Source organism: Sporosarcina newyorkensis (assembly GCF_900167515.1).
In the GTDB taxonomy this organism is placed as follows: domain Bacteria; phylum Bacillota; class Bacilli; order Bacillales_A; family Planococcaceae; genus Sporosarcina; species Sporosarcina newyorkensis.
In genome coordinates this window covers 32086-50599 of record NZ_FUYJ01000011.1, presented here as the reverse complement: position 1 = coordinate 50599, position 18514 = coordinate 32086, and the positions used below count along the sequence as shown (strand labels likewise).

At 41.0% G+C, this 18514-nt stretch carries 17 protein-coding genes; 5 read left to right on the top strand and 12 right to left on the bottom strand.

Annotated elements, in window-relative coordinates:
- Window positions 1-345 precede the first annotated feature (345 nt).
- The gene (locus B5D59_RS16740) at window positions 346-1200 is read left to right on the top strand and encodes a YitT family protein (RefSeq protein ID WP_078818734.1); all 855 of its coding nucleotides are present in this window, start codon (window positions 346-348) and stop codon (window positions 1198-1200) included.
- Between the two features lie 313 nt (window positions 1201-1513).
- The gene (locus B5D59_RS16735; RefSeq protein ID WP_078818733.1) at window positions 1514-2968 is read left to right on the top strand and encodes a protein adenylyltransferase SelO; all 1455 of its coding nucleotides are present in this window, start codon (window positions 1514-1516) and stop codon (window positions 2966-2968) included.
- A 151-nt stretch (window positions 2969-3119) separates the two neighbouring features.
- Here the strand turns inward: B5D59_RS16735 and B5D59_RS16730 are convergent, their stop codons facing one another.
- The 9 genes from B5D59_RS16730 to abc-f all read right to left on the bottom strand — a co-directional run bounded on the left by B5D59_RS16730 (window position 3120) and on the right by abc-f (window position 13149).
- Window positions 3120-4418, bottom strand: coding sequence for a hypothetical protein (locus B5D59_RS16730; RefSeq protein WP_078818732.1), 1299 nt, complete (start codon window positions 4416-4418; stop codon window positions 3120-3122).
- A gap of 150 nt (window positions 4419-4568) precedes the next feature.
- Window positions 4569-6107, bottom strand: coding sequence for an AbgT family transporter (locus B5D59_RS16725; protein ID WP_078818731.1), 1539 nt, complete (start codon window positions 6105-6107; stop codon window positions 4569-4571).
- A gap of 11 nt (window positions 6108-6118) precedes the next feature.
- Window positions 6119-7303 (bottom strand): M20 metallopeptidase family protein, encoded by a 1185-nt coding sequence (locus B5D59_RS16720; RefSeq protein ID WP_078818730.1) that lies wholly within the window; start codon window positions 7301-7303, stop codon window positions 6119-6121.
- Window positions 7304-7525: 222 nt separating this feature from the next.
- Window positions 7526-8473, bottom strand: coding sequence for an ABC transporter permease (locus tag B5D59_RS16715; protein WP_245799556.1), 948 nt, complete (start codon window positions 8471-8473; stop codon window positions 7526-7528).
- Window positions 8442-9365 (bottom strand): ABC transporter ATP-binding protein, encoded by a 924-nt coding sequence (locus tag B5D59_RS16710; protein ID WP_078818728.1) that lies wholly within the window; start codon window positions 9363-9365, stop codon window positions 8442-8444. The genes B5D59_RS16715 and B5D59_RS16710 overlap by 32 nt, the downstream gene beginning before the upstream one ends.
- 107 nt (window positions 9366-9472) lie before the next feature.
- Window positions 9473-10144: an ABC-2 transporter permease gene (locus tag B5D59_RS16705; RefSeq protein ID WP_176132620.1), complete on the bottom strand. Its 672-nt coding sequence runs from the start codon at window positions 10142-10144 to the stop codon at window positions 9473-9475.
- On the bottom strand, window positions 10141-11001 hold the full coding sequence (locus B5D59_RS16700; RefSeq protein WP_078818726.1) for an ABC transporter ATP-binding protein: 861 nt from the start codon (window positions 10999-11001) through the stop codon (window positions 10141-10143). Before B5D59_RS16700 ends, B5D59_RS16705 begins: the two co-directional genes overlap by 4 nt.
- 5 nt (window positions 11002-11006) lie before the next feature.
- A complete protein-coding gene (locus tag B5D59_RS16695) occupies window positions 11007-11378 on the bottom strand; it encodes a GntR family transcriptional regulator (protein WP_078818725.1) in 372 nt (123 codons plus the stop codon).
- A 220-nt stretch (window positions 11379-11598) separates the two neighbouring features.
- Entirely contained in the window at window positions 11599-13149 is a 1551-nt protein-coding gene (gene abc-f / locus B5D59_RS16690) for a ribosomal protection-like ABC-F family protein (RefSeq protein WP_009499265.1), read from the bottom strand.
- A 348-nt stretch (window positions 13150-13497) separates the two neighbouring features.
- Between abc-f and B5D59_RS16685 the strand changes: the two genes are divergently transcribed.
- Window positions 13498-13725, top strand: a complete 228-nt coding sequence (locus B5D59_RS16685; RefSeq protein ID WP_009499264.1) for a hypothetical protein — start codon at window positions 13498-13500, stop codon at window positions 13723-13725.
- 15 nt (window positions 13726-13740) lie between these two features.
- On the opposite strand, the gene B5D59_RS18345 is transcribed toward B5D59_RS16685, so the two are convergent.
- Together B5D59_RS18345 and B5D59_RS16680 are read right to left on the bottom strand one after the other, a co-directional pair.
- Window positions 13741-13896, bottom strand: a complete 156-nt coding sequence (locus B5D59_RS18345; protein ID WP_171805953.1) for a hypothetical protein — start codon at window positions 13894-13896, stop codon at window positions 13741-13743.
- Window positions 13897-13971: 75 nt separating this feature from the next.
- Window positions 13972-14880, bottom strand: a complete 909-nt coding sequence (locus tag B5D59_RS16680) for a patatin-like phospholipase family protein (RefSeq protein WP_009499262.1) — start codon at window positions 14878-14880, stop codon at window positions 13972-13974.
- 183 nt (window positions 14881-15063) lie between these two features.
- On the opposite strand from B5D59_RS16680, the gene B5D59_RS16675 reads away from it, so the two are divergent.
- On the top strand, window positions 15064-15399 hold the full coding sequence (locus tag B5D59_RS16675) for a DUF378 domain-containing protein (RefSeq protein WP_040759996.1): 336 nt from the start codon (window positions 15064-15066) through the stop codon (window positions 15397-15399).
- 224 nt (window positions 15400-15623) lie between these two features.
- On the top strand, window positions 15624-17618 hold the full coding sequence (locus tag B5D59_RS16670; RefSeq protein WP_009499260.1) for a methyl-accepting chemotaxis protein: 1995 nt from the start codon (window positions 15624-15626) through the stop codon (window positions 17616-17618).
- 99 nt (window positions 17619-17717) lie between these two features.
- On the opposite strand, the gene B5D59_RS16665 is transcribed toward B5D59_RS16670, so the two are convergent.
- A complete protein-coding gene (locus tag B5D59_RS16665; protein WP_078818724.1) occupies window positions 17718-18479 on the bottom strand; it encodes a purine nucleoside phosphorylase YfiH/LACC1 family protein in 762 nt (253 codons plus the stop codon).
- Window positions 18480-18514: the final 35 nt, after the last annotated feature.

Here is an 18514-nt window from a genome sequence, read left to right as displayed (position 1 = left end):
CTTTTGACGCAAAGGAAGGAAGGCAAATACCTCTTCTTTTGCGCTTTTTTCTTGTTCTTACAAATTAATTTGAAAATATCTAATCCGATTTAATTGTCTTAACACCATCAGTCAAACCTTCTAACAATTGTAGAATCCGTTCTTCCATAAGTTCATCCTCCTTTTCAATGTTATATTGCGTTCATTATATAACGCTTAAAGAGAATTATCTGCTGAAAACAGAACGAATGTTTCTGTGTTTTAATTGGAAATAAAATTAGATAAACGTGCCTAGATGCCAAGCCATTCAATTTGAGGTAAAATGGCAAGGGTAGATCAGTCTGCTGGGAAAGGAATGATTGAACTTTGAAGACCTCTACAGCAAAAAGAAAGTTACTTACAGAGTACATTTGGATTATGATTGGCTCGGTTTTTGTCGGCTTGGCCTATAATATATTTTTCCTTCCTGCAAGGCTTGCAGCAGGTGGAGTATCAGGGATCAGTACGATTGTGTATGAACTGTATGGATTCGAGCCTGCGTTCGTGCAATGGCTGATCAATATTCCGCTATTTTTCCTCGGCCTAGCGCTTCTTGGAAAGGATTTTAGTCTAAAAACTTTAGTTGGCACTTTTTTTGTGCCATTTACGATTTGGTTGAGTGCAGACCTTCCGTTCACAATCGATAACCCTTTATTATCGGCAATCTACGGAGGCATTCTGTTAGGTGTGGGACTGGGTATCGTTTATCGAGGGAATGGATCGACTGGAGGGCTTGCAACGGTTGCGCAAATCGTGAAAAAGTATACGGGCTTGTCCAGCGGCTATGCCCAACTCATAGTAGATGGGGTAGTTGTAATTTGCTCAGCATTTGTATTTAATTTCGAGTTGGCTCTATTTGCGATGATGGCGATTTTTGTGACGAGTAAAGTAATTGATTTTGTACAGTTGCAAACATCTCATTCGAAACTTGTGTTAATTATTACAGAGCAAGAAGAGCGAATTCAGACGATTATTAAGGAAGAGATCGATCGGGGATTGACGAAAGTACGGTCTGTCGGTGGTTTCGCCAACCAAGAAAAAACTATGATTTTATGTGTAGTGGAGCAACAAGAAGCGATTTATTTAAAGAAAATTCTACAGGAAGAAGAACCGCATTCATTTGTCGTGTTCTTGAATGCATCTGAAATTCTAGGAAGAGGATTTTCTTTGGCGAAAAGCTAACAGACATGAGTTGTCTAAAGCGTCTACATGGCGTTCTAGACAACTCTTTTTGTTTAGTGAACATTTGCAAAAAACTAAAAGAAGATACAATGTTCTTACAAAATACGAGCTTAGTAAATACTATCGAGTATCCATCCGATTAGAATATAATTTGGTTTATATTTGAGTAATTAATTTAAAGAAGTGCAAAATACAATATACTTCATCTCTTGAATGAACAATTTGGCGGAATCGCGGAAGTGGACAATTTGTTTTGTATAAAGGACGATAGGGATAGTTATACCGTTTGTCACGCGGAATGAAAGGAGAGATTATGGTGAATAATTATTTGTCTGGTTGGAACTTAGAACTCAGCTTCTGTGATTTGCCCGATACATTTTACGCATTAGTGGAACCGAACATTGTCAGTTCACCCCAACTCGTCATCGTGAATGATGCGCTCGCTTCTTCACTTGGTCTGGATGTGGAGCAGTTGAAGACATCGGAAACAATAGACGTTTTTGCAGGAAACAAAAAGCTTGAAGGAATTGAACCGATCGCACAAGCGTATGCAGGACATCAGTTTGGCAATTTTACGATGCTCGGTGATGGACGCGCAATGCTTCTTGGGGAACAGATCACACCTCAAGGAAACCGTATGGATATCCAGTTGAAAGGTTCGGGTCGCACGCCATTTTCTCGCGGCGGTGATGGACGTGCAGCGCTTGGTCCGATGCTTCGTGAATATCTAATTAGCGAAGCTATGCATGGACTCAGTATTCCGACGACACGCAGTCTTGCCGTTACGGTAACAGGTGAGCCGGTGCTGCGTGAGACTGCATTGACAGGTGCTGTATTGACAAGAGTCGCATCAAGTCATTTGCGTGTAGGGACGTTTCAATATGCAGCTGCACGACAAGAAGTCGAAGATTTACGTGCTTTGGCGGACTATGCCATAAATCGTCACTATCCAAGCATAGCCAAAAAAGATAATCCTTATTTATCCTTACTAGAAGAAGTAATTGCACGCCAAGCTTCCTTAGTTGCGAAATGGCAGCTAGTTGGTTTCATCCATGGTGTGATGAATACTGATAATATGACGATTAGTGGAGAAACGATCGACTATGGTCCATGTGCATTTATGGATACCTACGAGCCGACAACAGTTTTCAGCTCGATTGACGTGCAAGGACGCTATTCTTATCGCAACCAGCCTGGTATTGCAGAGTGGAATCTGACACGATTAGCGGAAACTCTTTTGCCGCTATTGCATGACGATCAGGAGAAAGCAGTGGAGCTTGCAGAGAATAAACTGTCCGAATTTGCAAAGTTGTATGTGACGAATTGGATGGGTGGAATGAGAGCGAAACTTGGATTATTCAATGAAGAAGAGCAAGATGAAATACTTGTGAAAGATTTATTGGCATTAATGCAAGAGCATCAGGCAGACTATACGAACACATTCCGTTCATTAACGTTAGGGCGGTTGGAGAAGATGTTCGAAGAGTCGGGATTCGTGGAATGGAAAGAGCGGTGGACAGCTAGATTGCAACGTCAATCGAATAATGAACAAGCTGTCCAGCAGTTAATGAAGAAGCATAATCCTTCTGTTATTCCGAGAAATCATCGAGTGGAAGAAGCATTACAGGCCGCGGAAGAGGGGGATATGAAACCTTTCTTAAAGCTCTTGCATGTGCTGGAACATCCATATGCTTATACAGCTGAGCAAGAAGATTATACAGTACCATCTGATAACGGAAACTCCTATCAGACATATTGCGGAACATAAGGACGGCCTATTCGACGGAGACTCTTGTCGAATAGGCCGTTTTTATCTTTATTCTGGCTCCCATCTCTAAAGGCGGGTGAGATGAATAAAGTCTGCGGCACGGAGTTCTCAGCACCATTTAAAATCTGGACGCAATTACGACAAGGTGTAATTAAGTATACTGCTCCTTAAATGCATATAACTTACTTGGTCTTCCTTTTGAAACGGCTTTCTCCTCACCGACTTGCTTTATAATTCCTGCAGTGCTTAACGCAAGAAGCGCACGTTGTGTATTGCGGTCACTCATTTTTAATTCAAACGCAAGCTCTTTTGCGGTAAAAGCAGACCATCTCTTACGTCTTATGACTTCGCGTATTCTATCAAATAATTGAATATTAATATTTTCGGCTTTCAAAAGCTCAAGCAGATAATTCTCATGGTGGACTGAAGATTCATCATATTGATCTTTTGGTAAATCGAGGACTTTTCCTTCATGATCAACCATAATGATCGTATCAGACTCTCGTTGCGTAAGTTGCAATGCTTTCCTTGCATGCATCTCAGCTTTTAGTGCAGAGTCGCCAAATCCTATACCACTTGTGATTTTCCTATTCCACGCACGCTCTAGTCGCCCAATTGTCTCTCGTAATACAGAAAATGTGTCAATGATTTCTCCGCGCGAGCTGAAAATCATGTACTGTCCTTCTCGATAGCTGATAAAGGAGCCGTTCATTTCTCGACTTAATAGTAGTAGTTCCTCATTCAATTTTAGTGTGGTGAACTGGATATCATATGACAGGTTGGTGGGATGCTCGTACAACAGATTATCAATATGTACCATACACACTCCGATTTGTGAACGTTTTAAAAATGAAATTTCTGCATGGTTATCGATGATTTCCAACGCATGCCGCGTCGCTAGTTTTGTTGTACTGATCCAATCGGCAGGGATACCTTTTTTGTGTAATGCATTCATGATATCGGGATAACATGTCAAGACGGCATCTACCTTTCCAGACTCCCATAAGCGGACATGATGTTCGTACAAAGACCAATAATCGACAGCCGCGTCAAATGCCTCCACAAAGACTTCTTTGACCGGGAGATTCAGTTGGCTAAGAGAGGCATCGACTACATTCGAGGTATTAATAATATCGATACTTAATCGCTCAATTGGTTTTCTTACTTGATTCGTTATATTAAGCAGTGCTTTGTAAAGTCCAGTTTCCAACAGAACGATGGAAAAGAATTTAGCAGAATCCAAGCCTGTCCGTGTAGCCAGTTCATAAGGAATGGGGCCAGAGAATAAAAAATAGTCAAATGCATCATATTGTGCCTTGACGATATCGATAGTTTCGATTGCTGTTTCATAAGTGAAAGAGGTAAATGCCAGTCGTGAAGGAAAATCTTCAATTACACTCTGAATCCGTTCGACAGAAACTAGCGGACCGATAATTGCCACTTTAAACATTCTATACCTCCCATAAAACCACTGTATTTATGTCAGTATATCAAAGAAACAACATGTAACGTCAAATTTCTTTAGGCAGAGTAGCCCCTCATTCTTTTAGACAAAAAAGTGTCTCTTGGCCGTAAACATCGCTAAGAGACACTCTGCATATTACTTATTCAAAAAAATAGGTGCATCCGGTCCCACTGGAATTCCCAGTAAATACCAAACGACTAACAGAATAATCCAGAAGATGCCATAGAACACCGAGTAAGGGAACAGTCCTGCAATTAATGTGCCAAGCCCAGCTTTCTTATCAAACTTCTGAGCGAATGCTAATATGAGTACTAAATATGGAAACATCGGTGTTATAGGATTCGTAATGGAGTCACCGATTCGGTACATCATTTGTGTGAATGCCGGATGATAATCCAAGTACATAAACATTGGCACAAAGATTGGAGCTAATATAGCCCATTTTGCAGAGGCGCTCCCAATTAATAAATTAACCAAGGCCACAAACAAAATGAAAGAAACGAATAGTGGAATGCCTTTAAATCCAATAGAATCTAAAAAGTTTGCCCCTTTAATTGAAATAATTGCTCCCAGATTACTAGCGTTGAAATATGCAAGCATTTGGGCAGAGACGAAAACAAGAACAATGTAAGGTCCCATCGAGCTCATCGCACGACCAATTTGTTGTGCAAAATCCTTGGAGCTCTTAATCGTTTGTGCCCCAATTCCGTAGAAAATGCCTGGTACTAAGAACAAAATCATTACTAGCGGAACAACTGAAGCCATAAGTGGAGAGTCCTGAATAATAGAACCCGTTTCTGCATTTCGTAACCATCCATTGACTGGGATGACGCCGATCAATAGGATTGCAACTACAGCCACTACAGAAATATTTGCCCAGCGCAAACCTTTATTTTCAAGTGGAGTAATTGCCTCATTCTCCAACATATCTCCCTCGAATGCGCCATAACGAGGAATCGTAAATTTATAAGTGACCCATGTCCCAACAGCCAGTAGGAAGAAAGTTGATACGGCAATAAAGTAATAGTTCATTGCTGGATTCGCAACGAAAGAAGGATCTACAGTTTGTGCGCCGATTTCCGTAAATCCGGCAGCTAACGTATCGGTCATACCAATAAGTATATTTGCGGAAAACGCACCAAGCGTTGATGCGTATGCGGCAATTAATCCCACAAAAGGGTGATAGCCAAAAGACATCAGAATCGTTGCAGCAAGTGGTGGCAATACAACTTGTGTTGCATCTCCTGCGACGTTACCAATAATACCAATTAAGACGATCATCGGAATGATAATCTTTTTCGGCGTAGAAAGTACCGCTCTTCTCATTAATGTCTTAAAGTATCCACTTTCATCTGCGAGCCCGACACCAAGCATGATGACCAAAACTGCACCAAGTGGCGGGAAGTCACTAAAGTTTTTGACCATTCCTGTCAGTTGCTCTAAGATTCCATCTCTTGAGAGGAGATTCTTTGCTATAATCTCCTCTCCATCTACAGGACTAATTGCCGAAACGTTAAAGAAAGAGGATAAGGCTGAAATGACAAGAATAGCTAAAGCCATTATGGCAAATAAAACGATAGGATCTGGCAACCTGTTACCGACGACTTCAATGCGGTTTAGCATCCGATCAAAAAATGAGTTTTTAGTTTTTACCTTATCTTGTTTTTTCGACATGTCAGCACCCCTTAGTATTGGCTAGTTAAAAATAGGGCAGTTGAAACAAAATATGAGATGCCTATTTTAAGAGCCTTTTCGTTTATTTCAAAGCGAGGATGATGATGAGGATAAAAGACATCGTCTTTCTTTTTCATGGCACCTACTCCGATATAGCAACCCGGTACGACATTACTAAATGCAGAAAAGTCTTCTCCGCCCATCATCGGGGGAATCTCCTCTACCTTTGCATCCGTAAAAAATTCGGTTAGATGTTGCATCACTTTGGTCGATAAATCAATATCATTGAAGACCGGATCATAACCATATTGATAAGATAACTCAGCTGTGGCGCCATGGGCTTCTGCTATATTTGTGCTGATTTTTTCTAAATTATCTTTAATTTTCTCTCTGACGTCATTGGATAGAGTACGAACGGAACCACCAATTAACGCTTGATCGGGAATCACGTTATAAGCGTCACCACTATGGAAACGAGTACAAGAGACCACTCCGCTTTCGAGGGGACTCAAAACTCGGGAAACGATTTGCTGAAGGTTTGAAACGATTTGAGAACCGATGGCTAGCGCATCTATTGCCCCTTCTGGCTGCGAAGCATGTCCTGACTTCCCTTTAACGGTAATATCAAAAATGTCCGATGCAGCAGACATTGGACCTTTTGTTACTTGAATTTCTCCGACAGGTACAGTGGACCATAAATGCATACCTAAGATACAATCCACACCTTCAAGCACTCCCGCCGCGACCATTTCCTGAGCTCCGCCAGGGGGTAATTCCTCTGCGTGTTGAAATATAAAAACAAATTCCCCGGTAAGCGTTTTCTTTATTTCGGAAAGAACTTTTGCTGTACCTAGCAACATAGAAGTATGCCCGTCATGACCGCAAGCGTGCATCTTCCCGTCCACTTTTGATTCAAAAGAGATACCCGTCTCCTCACGAATTGGCAACGCATCAATGTCTGCCCGCATAGCAATCGTTTTGCCATCGCCTGCTAATCCTTTTAATCTTCCCATCACACTGGTTTTAGTGGGTCTTGATACTTCTATTCCATCAAATGTATTCAGCTGTTCTTCAATAAATTTAGATGTCTCATACTCTTCAAATGATAGTTCAGGATGCTGGTGTAAATGGCGTCTCCATTCTACTACCTGCGGAAATACTTCTTCTACCATGGTTGTAATCGTTTTCTTTTGCATGTCATTGACCTCTCTCACTTAACGCAAATTTAACGACAAGGTCGTTATTTGGATATTATAGTATCTGAGAGGGGGAAATATCAATAGCTAAATTTTCTTATCTTTCAAAGAAGGGGAAATTTTCTACTTGTCAATAGATAAAAGAAAAGGCAGAAAGATTGCTATAGCAATCTTTCTGCCCGTTTCTAATAATCCAAATAAACTAGTAATATTTTTTATCGGTTATGCGGTAATATCCCGTTTCGTAAACACAGAATAGCTGATAACTAGGAAAACCACGAGATAAACGACCAAGACGGTAAGAGAAAAAGGCATGGTCATTCCTTCTACGAAAGGCTGACCCATTTCATAAACAGTCAGATCCATATGTGTGAATACAAGATACTTTACGATTTCATAATTTGAGAGCAACAATACAATCGTGTTGCCGGTGAAAAAAATGAACAGGGAAAGGCCGATTGCCATTCCGTTCGAACGAAATACACTGCCGATCATGAAAGCGAAGGTAGCCGTAATGATCACATTGGCAAAGGACAGAATAAGCAAATATAGTCCATGTCCCCACACAGGAACAGAAACGATTGCATTGCCGTCCATCTTGAGTTCTTGACCACCGCCAGAAGGGAACAGAATGTACGCACAGGCTATGGTTACAACAAAACCAATAAGCATCAGCAACATCCCAAACAGCAGAACCGTGATATATTTTGACGTCATGATTTTCCAGCGTTTTACTGGCCGTGTCAGTAACATTTTAATCGTTCCTTGTGAGAATTCAGAAGCAACGATCCCTGCCGCAACAATGACTGTCAGTAACACAACTAGACTGCCAATTCCTACAGGATTAATAATCATAGACTCCCGACTGTCTTGCGCTAAAGGCGGGACATTCTGGTCTAAGCGATATTCCAAAATTTTAGCGGTTTCTTCCGTTTGTTTTCGTTCGCTTTTCGATAAGTCCATTTGAAGTGTTTCGTGCGTAAATTTTAATTGCTCCTGAACATTGGTTTTCCAATCAGTCGGTTCAGTCGTATTCTGACTGTTTATCCACTTCGTCAGTCCCATTAGGCCAATGACGATAGCGATAAGTAACAAAGTCATGAGCCAAGTACCTCTTTTAGCCCAAAGTTTCATCCATTCATTTTGTATGAGCTTCAGCAATCTGCCCACCTCCCGTCATTTCCAAGAATTGATCTTCTAACGTTTTTCGATGTGGCTGTACGGCAAATACTTGGATTCCATTTGCGGTTAGAAGTTGAACGATTGCTGGAATTTGGCTTTTCTCTGCCTGTAACAACAGACCAACAGGCATTGTTTCGACAATGAACCCTTTGGACAAAAGTAATTCCTGTGCATCTTCAGCGGGGGACGCTTCCAGATAATAATGAGATTGCACAGGCTCTGTCATGTCTTGTATATCAACAAGCTTACCGTTTTGGATGACGGCAATCCGGTCGCACATCAATTCGATTTCAGAAAGCATATGACTGGAAACGAAAACAGAGACATTCTCAGTGGCAGCGATTTCTCGCAAATATTGTCGAAACTCTCGAATACCGGCAGGGTCGAGCCCGTTTGTCGGTTCATCTAGAATAAGAAATTCAGGTCGATGCAATAAAGCTTGTGCTAAACCGAGTCGCTGGCGCATTCCAAGAGAGTAGGTGGAGACTTTTTCGTGGATACGTTGTTCCAACCCTACTTGGCTAATGACTTCATCGATTCGTTCTTTGCTTATATCGCTTTGCATGCGCGCAAAATGCAGCAGATTTTTATAGCCAGTCATAAATTTGTACATCTCAGGATTTTCTACGATCACCCCGATTTTTGACAATCCCTCTTCAAAGTCTTCAGACAGTGGTTTTCCATCAATGAGAATTTCGCCGCTCGTTCGTTTCATCAGCCCAACCATCATACGGATGGTTGTAGTTTTTCCAGCTCCATTAGGTCCTAGAAATCCGGTGATTTGCCCGGGATATAACGATAAATTGAGGTCATCAATAATCTTCTTGTTTCCAATGACTTTGGTCAGATTCTTTAATTCTACTATTGGTTTAATAATCATCGAACCTCCTTTTTTTCTACAAGGTGTGTATGGGTACATACCGCCTTGAATAGTGAGTCGTTGTTATATATACGGCTATCAAGAGAAAAAGTTCTGTTTAATAGCAATTAAGCATGATCAAAATCTGAATTGCCATAAATTCGTATCGACAATTGGATGGATAGCCACGTTACCAATGCACTGACCAAGAGAAACAAGAACGCAAAGGTCCATTGATTTGTAGTCAATAGCTGAGCGATATGCATCATCCACTCGTGAGTTGAAGTCATTCTTGGATTTTCCAAAATATTTTTTATTATAGTAAGTGACATCATGGCCAACACGGGAATCATGACAGTCAAAGTGGAGGCCAACACATAGCCAGCTTTAAATTGCAGTGGATAGTAAATAGAAATCAGTAGAAAAAAGCTGCCCAGTGCTATAAGCAATTCAGTTATACTCATCATGCGTGCAGGAAACGGAGCGAACGTTTCAAACAGGAAGATATATATAAGCACTGCCACAGCGGATAGAACAAACCAAATGAGCCCTGCAGCATACTTAGCTAGCACGACTTGTTTCCTCGTGACCGGCAGACTATTTATTAGGACAGACTCCTTTTCAAACGACTTGGTATTGGAAGAAATAGCTATAAAGTAAGCAACAACGGCAAGTAGGATGACATGACGGATCGGTTGACCATCTGTAAAAAAGTTTGTAAATATAATAAACCACAAAATAGTTAGGAAGTAAGTACTCACTCTTTGCGTATATAAATCTTTGCGTATCAAAAGATTCATTGGTATCCACTCCTTACTGTGTAATACATAATGTCTTCGAGTGTCGGTTTTTCCATAAGCAATGCATGAAAGTGACTTAAAGAGGTTTTTACAGAATCCACCAGACATTCAAAGCCTACATCTGTTTCCCTCAACCCGATCACAGGCAATCCATTGAGCAGGCTGCGCTGGTCAGCTGTGCCTTTTACAAGCACATAGCGCTCGGTGAATTCATCCATCTCGCCTTGAAAGATGATTCGTCCATCGTGAATGAAAATAATAAAATCAGCAATCCTCTCTAAATCAGTCGTAATATGTGTTGAAAAGAAGATGGCTTTCTCTTCATCTTGAATAAGTTCTTGCATCAGATCCAGCAATTCTCGACGAACAATAGGATCTAATCCGGCTGTCGGCTCATCCATAATAATGAATTCGGGATGGTGGGCAAGTGCCATCGCGAGTGAAAACTTCATTCGCATTCCTTTTGATAAATGTTTTACGAGTTTAGTAGCAGGGAGGTGAAATTTTTTTAGATAGTAGTAAAATAATTCATCATCCCAATTTTTATAGAAAGGGGATAGAATCCGTTTGTTTTTTTCAATTGAGCTATCCTCATAATAGTAATTTTCATCGTAAACAAACCCAATTCGCTGTTTGATCTTCGCCGTATGTTCGCTATGAGACCTATCAAAAATACGGATATCGCCTTGATCTTGACGGATTAAGTCCATAATGCAGCGAATGGTAGTACTTTTTCCTGCCCCATTCGGTCCAATAAAACCAGTAATGAAACCTTTCTTAATATCAAAGTTCAGATCATTCAGCACAAAGCCATTCAACTGTTTCGTCAAGCGGCGGACTTCCACAACATTTTCCACTTTTCTCACTCCTCATATAACAATGTCAGCATATCAACCAATTCTTCTAATCCCACATCGAAAGCTCGGCTATCTTCAATGACCATTGCCAGTTGATCCTCAATTTTCTTCAATTGCTCTTCCTTCAGCAATTCATGATTTTGTGCTGCGACAAACGAACCTTTTCCCGGGAAAGTTTCAATCAGTCCATCTCTTTCCAGCTCTTCATACGCTTTTTTTGTCGTGATGACACTGACCTGCAAGTCTTTCGCGAGTTTTCGAATGGAAGGCAGTGCTTCCTTCTCCTGTAATTCTTTAAGTAGGATCTGCTCTTTAAGCTGGTTCTTAATCTGTACATAAATTGGTTGGTTCACTGTATTGGAGATGACAATATTCAATACATCACCTCATTTCTTTTCATATACTGTATATGCACAGTATATACAGATAGCTAAGTAGAGTCAAGTGTAGTTAAATAAAAAAACCTTCAAATGAGATTTCATTTGAAGGGAAGGTGCAACTATGCAAAAGCTTTCGAAGAATGATACCGTTTCGGCGTGATTGGTGACGATAGGATTAATAGTACTTAGCCTTAATTATTCGCAAGCTTATAATTAATCACGATTTAGCCTTTTTAATTAACTTCAATAGTTCAGTGAAGCGAGCATCTAGCACGGCGTATTGTGGATCCTTAGGAGTCAAATATGACAATTGTCCAAGCACGGCCTGTTTTTCAGTCTCGAGTGCAAGTAATACTTCATTCATTGTTTGTTTAGCTTGTGGTAAGTGCAGTGTGCCATTTTCAACTGTTACACTGCGAGTAGCTAGTTTTTCCCGAAAGTAGCGGTCGTGGGAAACGAAAATAAGCGTGCCTTCATAAGCCAGTAGCGCATCTTCCAATTGCTCGCGAGACGCAATGTCGAGATGATTTGTTGGTTCGTCTAATAATAAAACATTGCGTCGCTCCATGATAAACTTAGCAATTTTTAATTTAATCCGTTCGCCCATGCTTAACTCATGAATGGCTGTATGCCAGTGTGCATTAGTGAAGCCTAAAAGAATGAGTTGTGTACGGATTGTGCCTTCTTCCTCGAAGTTATCGTACGTAAAGAATTCGGCAACCGTTTGTTCAAGAGGAAGATCGAAAACTGACTGCGATAAATAGCCAATGTTTGCTGCCTCTGTTAGCCAAAGTTCTCCGCTTGTTATCGCAGATGTATATATTGCGTGTAGTAAAGTAGATTTACCGGCTCCATTTGCACCAAGTATTGCAACTTTTTCGCCACGGGTCACAACTAGGTTTACATCTTGTAAAATAGGAGAAACTGCTACGTTTTTTAATTCAATAATGCGTTTGCCTATCGTACGCTCGACGGCAAGCGAGAAATGAATGGTATGTTCCTTGCTGACTTTATCAATGTGATGTTCCTGCAATTGTTGTTCGAGTTTTTTACGTTTCGATTTCACTTGCTTATCTGCACGTTTAGCTTTGGTTCGGTAATATTCCTTCGCGCCCATTGCTTTCGGGTGGTGGGCAGCTGTGGATTCTTTATGCATAGTAGCCGACCATGTCTGGAGCTCATTTAATTGCTGCTCGACACGTGCAATGTGCTTTTGTTGTACAGTGTACGCATGCGCCTGGCTATCACGCTTCGCTTTGCGCCATGTTTCATAATGACTATAATCGCCAGTGACCACATCAATCGCGCCATCATCAATCGCCCAGATAGTCGTGGCGACTTGGTCTAAAAAGAATCGGTCATGTGATACGATTATCCATGTTTTGGAACTTGTTTGGACCAGTTCTGTAAGCTTTGCTAAGCTGTCATCGTCTAGATGATTAGTCGGCTCATCGAGTAAAAGAATCGGTGCGCGCGAAGTTAACGCCTTCGCGAGGCGGAGCTTCAATTGCTCACCTCCGCTTAACTTTTCGTAGGGAAGGGCTGGGACCTGCCAATCACTGAGGAATGCAAGTTCCTCGGATGTAAACTCCAGTTTTTCGCTTTGCGCCTCTTGTGTCATAAGCGCACTTGTTTTTATAGTGTCGTGTAGTTGGTGTAGAAGCGTAGATTTGCCGCAGCCATTAGGCCCGACAATCCCAATGGTTTCACCACGCTCGATCGTCAAGGTAGTTTCTTTGAATAAACGGTGTGTCACAGTAACTTGCATGTAGCATCTCTCCTTAATGTTTAGAAAGAAAAAATCCTTCTAAACAAGTAGTTTAGAAGGATTAGCCATGTTTAAAAATCGCACTATTATTGTGCGAGCGGCAAAATGTACAGACTAATCCTATGGTTCTTGAAAGCGAAAAAATATTCGTTTCCTTAATCTTCCATAGATTAGTTATCCATTGTCCACTCGTCACCCCGTTCATATAATTAACCTCAGTATAGTAGGTGCTTGTTGTGTTGTCAAATGGATAAACTAAGGCTTGCAGCACACACATCTAAGCAGCAAGCCTTGGTTTTCAGTTTATTGAAAATTGTGATAGAGTGTTGAGTAAAGGAGTGAGCGCAAATGAGCAGGTGTACAATCGACCATTCTCAAAATGATGTCTTGCAAAAGCTGAAAGAACAACACATGTTTTTGCCGAAAGATTTATTCAAGCGTAGTGAGATTTTTTTAAGCAAGCCATTGGATCAAGGGACGTTGAATGAGGTATTTCATCTACTGAAAAAATATGATTTGGCAACAGGAGAAGAAAGAATGGAGCGTAATAAAAACTTGGAAAAACTGTATAGCTAAGTGGATGTTTCTATATTAACTTGCATCGCCTTGCAAAAGAGAAATCGCTGTTTTGAGCAGCTGAATATCTTTTAGGATAAAAGATTTTACATCGGCGGGTGCAGTTTGGTATTCATCGGTCAAAAGTTGCAGCTCTCTGTTGAAGATAAAACTTTCTTGACAATTAGTCATCATTGCAACCCTCCTTATAAGTCATTTTACCCGCCAAATCTATGAGTTAAACAGAGATAAGAGCAAATATTTCATTTAGATGACATTTTGTTTTCTGACGACCTGTAAACGTGTTGGAGACCAAGTGCGTAAAAATTGCTTGGTTCGGTTTCGTCCAATATTGAGCAATTCCTCCATTTGTTCTTCGGTCAGATCAAATTGCGTTGCACTGTAATCATCCACGGGAATAAAGACGATGTTTTTTTCGTGTTCTCGAGAAATATATTTTTCATCATGCGCATTTTTCATCGTGGAAAACAATGCTTCGAATAATTGCAATGCATTGTGAATGGGACGACCGGATGTTTCCTCTTGGCGGCGGCTTAATTTCAATCCAATCAATGGATGGCGTGTATCGTCATCAAAAATCCACATTGGAAAATTACTCAGCACGCCACCGTCTACAACTACTGCTCCCTTTGGTGCATCCAGACGGACGGGTTCAAAGAAATAGGGAATTCCGCAACTCATACGCAATGCTTTCGCAATAGAAAATTTATCGGGATCATAGCCATATTGCTCTAAGTCATCAGGCAACAGCATCATTTTTCCGTTCGTTAAATCAGATGCCACCAGTTTCAACGAGTCTTTCGGCAAATCGCCAAATGCATAGCAACCTTTTCGTGCGAGCTTGTCAAAAAACCAATCCTCTAGCGCTTTTCCTTGATAAAGACCCATTCTCCAATAAAGCGAAACCCATTTCATGAAAGGAAATGGCAGCAAGGTTTTTCGTGGATCAAGCAATGATTGAAAATCTTCTTCCGCTAACATTTTCTCTATCTCATTTGCTGTATATCCTGCAGCCAAAAAGCTTGCTAAAATTGCCCCAGCACTCGTTCCCGCCAAGTTTCTAAAACGATAGCCTTGTTTCTCCAATTCTTGAACGGCACCTACTAATGCAAATCCTTTCAATCCGCCTCCTGAAAAAACTCCATCAATTCGCATGTCGTCCCTACTTTCATTTGTAGTCTTCTTCTACTGTAGAGTCCAGACAACAGAAATAGAACCTGTTAACGGTCTATGTGTATAAAAATATGCATGAAAAATCTCTTTTAGTGAACTATAAGAAGGAATCTTTACAGTTCTGTATTGAATTCGATTATGGATTTACTGAAGGAGGTGTTAGGTATGAGTATGGTTATGCGGGTTGCATTGGCATTGGTCATTATCGGAGCTCTTAACTGGGGATTAATAGGGTTTTTCGGTTTTGATTTAGTGGCAACTATATTTGGGGGGCAAAACACAATACTTGCAAAGATTATCTATGCAATTGTAGGGCTTAGTGGATTGGCAGCGATCGCTCTTTTATTCAAGCCGGATGAAGAGATAGAAGGTGAATACAGTGAAAACCGTGAAGCATTTAGAAATGTGAACTATAACGCTGAATTCGGTGATGAACCAGACTTTACGGCAATGAGAAAAGACAATGAAAGAGACATAACAATTGAGGATGAGGATAAATAGTGAATGATTGGCGGAAGATCGGTAAGAAATCGAGCAAATAAATATTAAAGAATTCGAATAGAATAACACAAGATGTCGGATCCTCTCTACTTAATGTGGAGGGGATTATTTTATTCGATACTAGGTTTAAAATTATTAAAAATGTTTTAAAGAAACTAAACTTACGGATACTTTAGACGATAAACTAGTGGGGAAGTACTATATACAGACAGGGAGAATGGATTATGAAAAGGTCGATAAAGACGAAAATCATCAGCAGTTCAATTGTTTTGTTTTTCTTAGGGGCTGCAATTATGACAGCGTTCAGCAGTAATGCAGTACAAAAAAATTCTTTTGAGAACAATGTCGAGGCAAGCGAAGCAATTGTTCATGAACTAAGTCGTTCGACAGGAAAGTACATAGAGCAATTTGAAAAGGGCCTTAGCCAATTAGCAAGTTCTTCGGATTTTAGAGATTATAAAAGTGCGACAGGCGAATCGGAAGTGGATGTGCAGCAACCACTCAATCAAATTCTACTAGACTTTTTAGAAGTTCATGACAAAACCACATTCATTTATTATGCGACACCTGACAAGAATATGCTTCACGTTCCGTTCGTTGAAATGGAAGAGGGCTTTGATCCCACTAGCAGGGGCTGGTATAAAGGGGCAGCAGAAAATCCTGATTCAGTATTTTGGACAGATCCATACATAGACGCGGGAACGAATGAATTGGCCATCACTGGAGCAAAAGCAGTCGAGTTAGATGGTCAAATTGCGGGAGTAATCGGTATAACATTGGATCTGTCTACCTTTACTTCAGAGTTAGAGGAAACAGAGCTGGGCTTTCATGGCTATCCTATTATGCTAGACAAAACCGGTACAGCCATTTCACATCCCACTCTTCAAGGTGAAAGTCTTATGGAGCATCCATATATTGCTGAAATGTATGCAAAAAATAAAGAGTCGGACGTTATCCACTACGAGGTGGAAGGTAACGATCATGTGATGGTCTATTCCACACTCCCTGATTTAGGCTGGAAAATCAGTGCAGTCTATGATAAGAAGGAAATTAACCTGATGGCCAATAAGCTAAGAACATCCATGATTAGTATCACACTTATCACATTGGTCATTTTAGCCGCTTTCCTATATGCCTTAATGTCAAAAACCTTAAAGCCGGTAGATACACTGAAAGATCTCATGGCATCTGTCGCGCAAGGTGATTTAACTGTCCGTTCCAACAATCAATCGAAGGATGAATTTGGTGAACTAGGGAATTCATTCAACACAATGATAGGGCATATGGATACGATCATTACAGTTGTCAATCAATCCGCGGCAGACGTACGAATGAATTCAGAGAGTATGAGCGCGGTAGCAGAAGAAACGAGTGCTTCCAGTTCAGAAGTGGCACATGCAGTTAATGAAATTGCAAAAGGGGCGGCAAAGTCTGCAGAGGATTCGGAAGATGTTACGGTACAGGCAGACTCACTTGGCGAACAAATCAATGAAATTGCAAGCCGTTCTCGCCGAATGACGGAAATGGCGCAGCAAGCAGGTGTGATGAACACAAATGGGTCTGAACAGATGAAACAGATGCAAGGTTCATTTGCCGATTGGGAAAATGATTTAAAATCCATGTTCAGTGTGATTGGGAACTTAGGGAATAAGGTGAAAGCGATCGGCAGTGTTATGGAGACGATTACCGATATTTCTTCTCAGACCAATCTGTTGGCGTTAAATGCGAGTATTGAAGCTGCCCGTGCAGGGGAGCATGGAAAAGGTTTCGCTGTTGTGGCTGAAGAGGTGCGCAAATTAGCAGAGCAATCTGCACGCTCTACGGACGAAGTGAAAGTCACAGTTTTAGAATTACAAGAAGAGTCGCGAATGGTCACGACTCAAATGCAAGAAACTATGGATAATTTTCATCGTCAAAGCAGTGTTGTGGAAGAGACCGAAACAACATTTAAAGATATTTCACACTTGATGAGCGATATGCAAGAGTCCATTGATGATATTTATAGCCAAGTACAAAGCGTGACAACGTATAAAGAGCAAGTGGCTCAGACCATCCAAATGATGGCGGCGACTTCACAGGAAACGGCAGCAGCGTGCGAAGAAGTGAGTGCATCGACAGAAGAGCAGCTACGGGCTACTCAATCCGTCACGGACTCCGCGGTAAAATTAACAGAACTCAGTGAAGAGCTCAGTAAAGTAGTACAACAATTTAAGATCTAATCTTTTAGTAATTTATAAAAATACAACATGTTAAAAATAGTAGGAAACTAAATTAGTGGCTATCCCAAAAAGATGAAACAACTTTTTGGGATAGCCTTTTTATTTTGTTCTCCGGATAAAGCTCAAATGTCGGCCCGCTTGTTTATCTTCACGATAAGAAAAGCCGTCCGTACTTTGAAACGTACACATGCGGTCAATCGAAATATTGCCAGGAGGAATACCGGCCAATTCGCATTGCTTTTTCACCGTTAGCTGGTTGTCGATATGAAATTTATTTGTCACTTCATTGTATTCAATCCATTCGTCTGCATAGCCAAGATCGTGGAATTTTGTATAGACGTCTTTATCGACTTCAAACTTCCTCTGACTAAGCGCCGCGCCCATTTGTACATGCACATGATTGAGGTTGCACTGTTCCGTTTGCTGCAAGTGCTGGAATAGTTTCAGCGTGATTTCCTTCACGGTCCCTTGCCAACCCGAATGAATGACACCGATCAGTGGATTGTCTTCGCTATAAAAAATCACAGGAACACAATCTGCGGTCAAGCTGCATAATACAATGTTCGGTTCAAATGTATACAGCGCATCTGTGTCCGCTATGGCGGTATCTTGACGTAGCGCACCTTTACCCCGATCGTTTTCAGTCACATGATGAAAGTTTGCGCTGTGTGTTTGATTGGCAAAAACGAAATTTGCAGGACTGGACTGTAGAAAGCTGGCTAATCGCTCTCGGTTGTAGAGCACACTTTTAGCAGATTTGCATGCATGAAGTGCCATGTTGTTGCTTTCCGGACTTTCGAAATCTTTCATTGTCATGCCTGCTTGGTGTTTTTCATTCTGGATATATATTTTTGATTTCATGAAGATCCCTCCAGCCTTACTATATGCCAATTTCG

What these genes read in the sequence shown, in the direction of transcription:
- B5D59_RS16685 (WP_009499264.1), top strand. Translation starts at nt 13,498, where the DNA reads ATGAGCAGGTGTACAATCGACCATTCTCAAAATGATGTCTTGCAAAAG.
- B5D59_RS16680 (WP_009499262.1), bottom strand. Translation starts at nt 14,880, where the DNA reads ATGCGAATTGATGGAGTTTTTTCAGGAGGCGGATTGAAAGGATTTGCA.
- B5D59_RS16720 (WP_078818730.1), bottom strand. Translation starts at nt 7,303, where the DNA reads ATGCAAAAGAAAACGATTACAACCATGGTAGAAGAAGTATTTCCGCAG.
- B5D59_RS16725 (WP_078818731.1), bottom strand. Translation starts at nt 6,107, where the DNA reads ATGTCGAAAAAACAAGATAAGGTAAAAACTAAAAACTCATTTTTTGAT.
- B5D59_RS16730 (WP_078818732.1), bottom strand. Translation starts at nt 4,418, where the DNA reads ATGTTTAAAGTGGCAATTATCGGTCCGCTAGTTTCTGTCGAACGGATT.
- abc-f (WP_009499265.1), bottom strand. Translation starts at nt 13,149, where the DNA reads ATGCAAGTTACTGTGACACACCGTTTATTCAAAGAAACTACCTTGACG.
- B5D59_RS16670 (WP_009499260.1), top strand. Translation starts at nt 15,624, where the DNA reads ATGAAAAGGTCGATAAAGACGAAAATCATCAGCAGTTCAATTGTTTTG.
- B5D59_RS16735 (WP_078818733.1), top strand. Translation starts at nt 1,514, where the DNA reads ATGGTGAATAATTATTTGTCTGGTTGGAACTTAGAACTCAGCTTCTGT.
- B5D59_RS16675 (WP_040759996.1), top strand. Translation starts at nt 15,064, where the DNA reads ATGAGTATGGTTATGCGGGTTGCATTGGCATTGGTCATTATCGGAGCT.
- B5D59_RS16665 (WP_078818724.1), bottom strand. Translation starts at nt 18,479, where the DNA reads ATGAAATCAAAAATATATATCCAGAATGAAAAACACCAAGCAGGCATG.
- B5D59_RS16705 (WP_176132620.1), bottom strand. Translation starts at nt 10,144, where the DNA reads ATGAATCTTTTGATACGCAAAGATTTATATACGCAAAGAGTGAGTACT.
- B5D59_RS18345 (WP_171805953.1), bottom strand. Translation starts at nt 13,896, where the DNA reads ATGACTAATTGTCAAGAAAGTTTTATCTTCAACAGAGAGCTGCAACTT.
- B5D59_RS16710 (WP_078818728.1), bottom strand. Translation starts at nt 9,365, where the DNA reads ATGATTATTAAACCAATAGTAGAATTAAAGAATCTGACCAAAGTCATT.